Raw genomic sequence first — 4,600 nt, forward strand, 5'->3', positions numbered from 1 at the left:
AATTACTAGATTACTCGTTCACTATTGAAGTTCAAAGGTGGTAAAATCATTTCTCGTGTTAGGAAGCTCACACCCTTGGCTTCCCTCTCTGTAAACCGTAAAAATGATTCCATGTCCTTATCGTTACTTTTTCGTTCATGTCTATTTGTTAACTTATTATAGTTATCAACTTTTTAAAAAGCAAGCCTATTTTTACTAACTATTTTTAAGAAATTTTTTTATTATATTTCACAATAGCATTATGCAACTGCCACTCAATTTATCTATTTTGTTATTTCTCCAGTTTGTAAATCAACGGTTCGTATATAAATTCCCCATTCTAAAACCCGTACATATCCGCTCCACAAAACTATATCAATAAAATTTTTAATACAATCTTTTTGTATAACTTTCTTCTAAAGAACGTGCAACATCTTCTTCTGAAGTATTCACTTTCGCATGCTCCAGTAACATTTTTGCTGCTGAAGGTAACTCTTTTTTATTTAACCAAGATTCTGGATCCCACATCTTAGAACGAATAAAAGCTTTTGCACAATGAATATAACACTCTTCTATTTCAACAACAATTCCAAGCAATGGATTACGTCCATTCGCCTGCATTTCTTTCAAAACTTCTTCGTCGTTTGTAATATACGCTCGGCCATTTATTCTGAGTGTCTCCCCAAGACCTGGAATAAAAAAGATTAATCCTACACTTGGATTGGAAATAATATTCAAAATGGAGTCTATACGGCGGTTTCCTGGTCTTTCCGGAATAATAATTTTACTATTATTTAATATGTAAACAAATCCAGGTGCGTCTCCTCTCGGCGAGGCGTCACACTCCCCCAACTTATTTGCAGTAGATAATACTAGAAAAGGAGATTTAGAAAGAAAATCTATGCAATGGTGGTCTAATGATGAAATAACTTTTTTCAATGCTCGCTCACTTGGTTGCCCCAATATTTTCCGTAACTCTTCCTCTGTTGAAATAATCGATTTTATTTCCATACGCTCTATCTCCACTTATAACCACTCCTTTTTCTTTATTTTCCCAAAATCCAATACAAATATTGTATAATAAAATTTGAGGAAAGGGGAATTAAAATGACAGAGTGGTTAACAATATTTGATCCTGAAAGAAATACACTTGGGAAGAAATTACGTGACGAAGTGCATCGTGACGGTGATTGGCACGAAACATTTCATTGTTGGTTTGTAGAAAAAGATAATGAAGATATGTTCTTATATTTCCAATTACGCTCTAAAAATAAAAAAGAAGCTCCATGTATATGGGATATTACTTCAGCTGGACATATTATGCATGATGAAGATGTACAAATTGGTGGCCTTCGTGAAATCGAAGAAGAATTGGGGCTTTCCTTTCAAACTACTGATTTAATATACAAAGGCATCTTTAAAATAGATTATGAAATTTCAAATCTTACTGATCGTGAATTTTGTCATATGTATTTTCACAATGTCAACAATCCACTTCCATTCGCACCAGGTGAAGAAGTAGACGATGTGATGAAAGTACATACAACTCCTTTTCTACAACTATTAAAAGGAGAGATTTCATCTTTAACGACGATTTCAGTCCTAAACAATAAACCGATTACGATAACATTTGAAGATATTTATCCGTATGATCTTGCATACTATGAATTTGTTGTTGAACAAGGAAAAGAACTACTAAAAAATAATAGTTTGTAAATATAATAGGACTCCTATCTATCGTTGACTGAGAGTCCTATTTTCCTTATCATCATTGTTCAATTGTCTTTAATCTCTTCTCTACTCGCCTAAATAAGTGAATGATTAACAATACCATGACCGCCATAATCACTGCTGTTGTATGTGGATATCTAAACAGTATACTAATAATACTTCCAATTAACATCATGATGAATCCGTTTTGCTTCATCACTTCTGCACTATACCTATTACCCGCATCCCATAATTCCTTATTTTTCATGGATCGTTTCGTACGATAACCATATGCTGCGTTAATATCCGTTGGTGGATTTTTTTGAAGGATAATTGCAGCAAGTATAAATATAACACCGATCAATATGCTTATTCCTACGTTTACTAATGCATAGATCAATTATCCCCCCCCTAACTTACACCCTCATTATACGACACGACCCCTTTTTTTCCAATTTATAACACATTCAATTTCTTTCTTTTGATGTCTGGAACATACTCGGAAGTGTTACAAAACGTGCCCCTTTCGTTTTTAACTGCGGAATGATTTTGTCTAGTGCATCTACAGATCCTTGTAGATGCCCACCTGGTGTTGAATGCTGAAGGATGACACTTCCTGGAAATGAATTCCCTAATACATTATTTGTAATCGTATCAGCGCTTACACCTTTCCAATCAACTGTATCAACACTCCACTGTACAATCATAAAATTTTGCTCTGTCGCCCACTTCAATTGATTTTCAAGTATTTCACCGTATGGCGGACGTATAAACTTTGGTGCATAACCAGCTAAACGATTTAATATTTCTTCTGTTTTTATAATTTGATTACGGTACTCATCCTCATTTACTTTCGCTAAATTTGGATGACTATACGTATGATTACCAATTACATGCCCTTCATTTGCAATACACTTTACTACATTCGGAAACTTTTCTGCGTTTTCACCAAGCAGGAAGAAAGTCGCTTTCACATTATGTTGTTTTAACTTATCTAAAATTTTTGGCGTAAATTCTAAATCTGGTCCATCATCAAATGTAAGAGCTACTTCCGCTTTATTATACGGTCCTGAAAATGCGTACGCATATTTTTCAACCCATGAAAATGGTGTCCACGATCCACGATCATCTGCTTTCATTTGTACTTCATAGCTTTGAGGGATATATGCGTATGGCAATGCGCTTATATATTCTCCATAATAAAGTGAGTTATATGGCATATAAGCATACGAAACATCTCGTTCTAGTCCCCATTGATATGGAGTAAACATTTCTGGCGAATAAAAATAATACATGATAAAAAACCTCCCTAAATTTTCATATGTGATTCATCTGCACTTTGTTAGAGAAATTGTTATTCATAAACAAAAATAAGACTGTCCTTAATTAGGACAGTCTTACTGCTTTATACACGATATGCTATCTTTCAGTAAAGCTTTCACATGTTTTAAATAACTTATTGTTCTATTATCATCACCTTGTGGACATTTACAACTAAAAAATATTTGGTAATTCCGGTCTCTATTTTCTTAAATAATGTGCACATAAAACAATATAATTTTCATAATCTATATCCGAAATAAGTTTCACATATTATGACCAGGTATCATTCATAAGGTATTGATTCAAATATTTTTCTAACTCCCACAGTATTTACTATATAATTCAATTTATACCCTACACCTATAAAAAAATAATAAGATGGCAATCAAATACTTTATGTAGGTAGTATTTGACTTTGTATACTAATTATCTCTCCTTTAATTTAAAAAGGATATATTTTTAATGATAAGCCAATAAAAAATAAAGAAGTTTATATAGAATATAAAGTAATTCCTGAGTTCCCAAGGATAACATCTTTTATAAGAAAATAGAGATTATATTACTCATTAAGACAATTATATATCAAAATCCCAATTTTATAATATATTTTTATGCAGTTATTTAAATTGTTTTTCTTTAATCACAAACTTATTTGTTGATTATTTAGTTAACCCTAGCTCTCAAGTGACTACGCAGAGGATCAAGCATATAAGAAAAATATTGAAGGTTTTATTCTACATTTTAACAAAGAGATTTTAAATATACTCCCTCCAAAAGCAAAACTCCAAACATGTTTAGCTAAAAACTACTATAATGGAGTATTTTTTCAACATCTAAAACAAAATTATATATAATTTTTAAAAAGCAAATTACCAGCTCCCTAAAAAATTTAGAGATCTGGTAATTTAAATTTATAAATCCATCTTCATTTCTAAGACTTTCTTTTCCAACGCTTCTGGTATTTTCCCTCCAATTTCTCCATAATATAAAAAGTCCAAAAAGCTATATCTGCCTTACATACTCTTTAACACAACAATAAAACTAAATATACAAGACTCCTTACTCATGTAATTTTATTTTAAACTCTCTTCAATTAAATATATCCATAATTTCATGAAGTTCAGATTCTTTTAGTTCCAATGACCCGTAATCTGAGACTGTTTTTACACTTTCTTTTTGACTAGAACAATATTCAACAATTTCAACTAACGTATCCTTGTATAGTCTTCCCAGTTCATGCATTGTCTCTTCCATATATCGACTCACATCATATGTGATTACGAAACATAACTTATCTTGTTTGATACTTCCATTGAAATTAATACTTCCTGGTAATTTATTCTCTTTAGAAATACTCAATCCTGTTGAAAAAGTTATTGTATCCTCATTAGCTTCAGCTTTTGTATCACTTTTCAATTCTCCTAAATAATTAAAGAACACATCTGGTTTTACATTGGGGTTTCCTCCCATTAATAACCCATATCCAATTCCATAATTCGGAACATTCCTAAGCATTTCTTTCGTTACTATAATACTCTCCGAGATTTCCTCTTTACCCTCTATAATTACAGGGTACATACTCGTAAAC

Annotated in this window: 5 protein-coding genes; 1 reads left to right on the plus strand and 4 read right to left on the minus strand. The window is 31.9% G+C overall.

Annotated features, from left to right (window positions below; translation table 11 throughout):
• Window positions 1-366: 366 nt before the first annotated feature.
• Entirely contained in the window at window positions 367-1,005 is a 639-nt protein-coding gene (locus tag MR167_RS30470) for a pyridoxamine 5'-phosphate oxidase family protein (RefSeq protein WP_017763042.1), read from the minus strand.
• Window positions 1,006-1,086: 81 nt separating this feature from the next.
• On the opposite strand from MR167_RS30470, the gene MR167_RS30475 reads away from it, so the two are divergent.
• Window positions 1,087-1,695: an NUDIX hydrolase gene (locus MR167_RS30475; RefSeq protein ID WP_000141355.1), complete on the plus strand. Its 609-nt coding sequence runs from the start codon at window positions 1,087-1,089 to the stop codon at window positions 1,693-1,695.
• A gap of 52 nt (window positions 1,696-1,747) precedes the next feature.
• Here MR167_RS30475 and MR167_RS30480 read toward each other — a convergent pair whose 3' ends face one another.
• The 3 genes from MR167_RS30480 to MR167_RS30490 all read right to left on the minus strand — a co-directional run.
• Window positions 1,748-2,086: an SdpI family protein gene (locus MR167_RS30480; protein WP_025989011.1), complete on the minus strand. Its 339-nt coding sequence runs from the start codon at window positions 2,084-2,086 to the stop codon at window positions 1,748-1,750.
• A 70-nt stretch (window positions 2,087-2,156) separates the two neighbouring features.
• Window positions 2,157-2,984 (minus strand): peptidoglycan-N-acetylglucosamine deacetylase, encoded by an 828-nt coding sequence (locus MR167_RS30485; RefSeq protein ID WP_242316170.1) that lies wholly within the window; start codon window positions 2,982-2,984, stop codon window positions 2,157-2,159.
• Window positions 2,985-4,101: 1,117 nt separating this feature from the next.
• The coding region (locus MR167_RS30490) for a condensation domain-containing protein (RefSeq protein ID WP_242316171.1) at window positions 4,102-4,600 on the minus strand (499 nt) is incomplete at its 5' end.

The sequence above is a fragment of the Bacillus cereus group sp. BfR-BA-01355 genome (genome assembly GCF_022663675.1).
Lineage (GTDB): Bacteria > Bacillota > Bacilli > Bacillales > Bacillaceae_G > Bacillus_A > Bacillus_A thuringiensis_S.

What these genes read in the sequence shown, in the direction of transcription:
- MR167_RS30475 (WP_000141355.1), top strand. Translation starts at nt 1,087, where the DNA reads ATGACAGAGTGGTTAACAATATTTGATCCTGAAAGAAATACACTTGGG.
- MR167_RS30485 (WP_242316170.1), bottom strand. Translation starts at nt 2,984, where the DNA reads ATGTATTATTTTTATTCGCCAGAAATGTTTACTCCATATCAATGGGGA.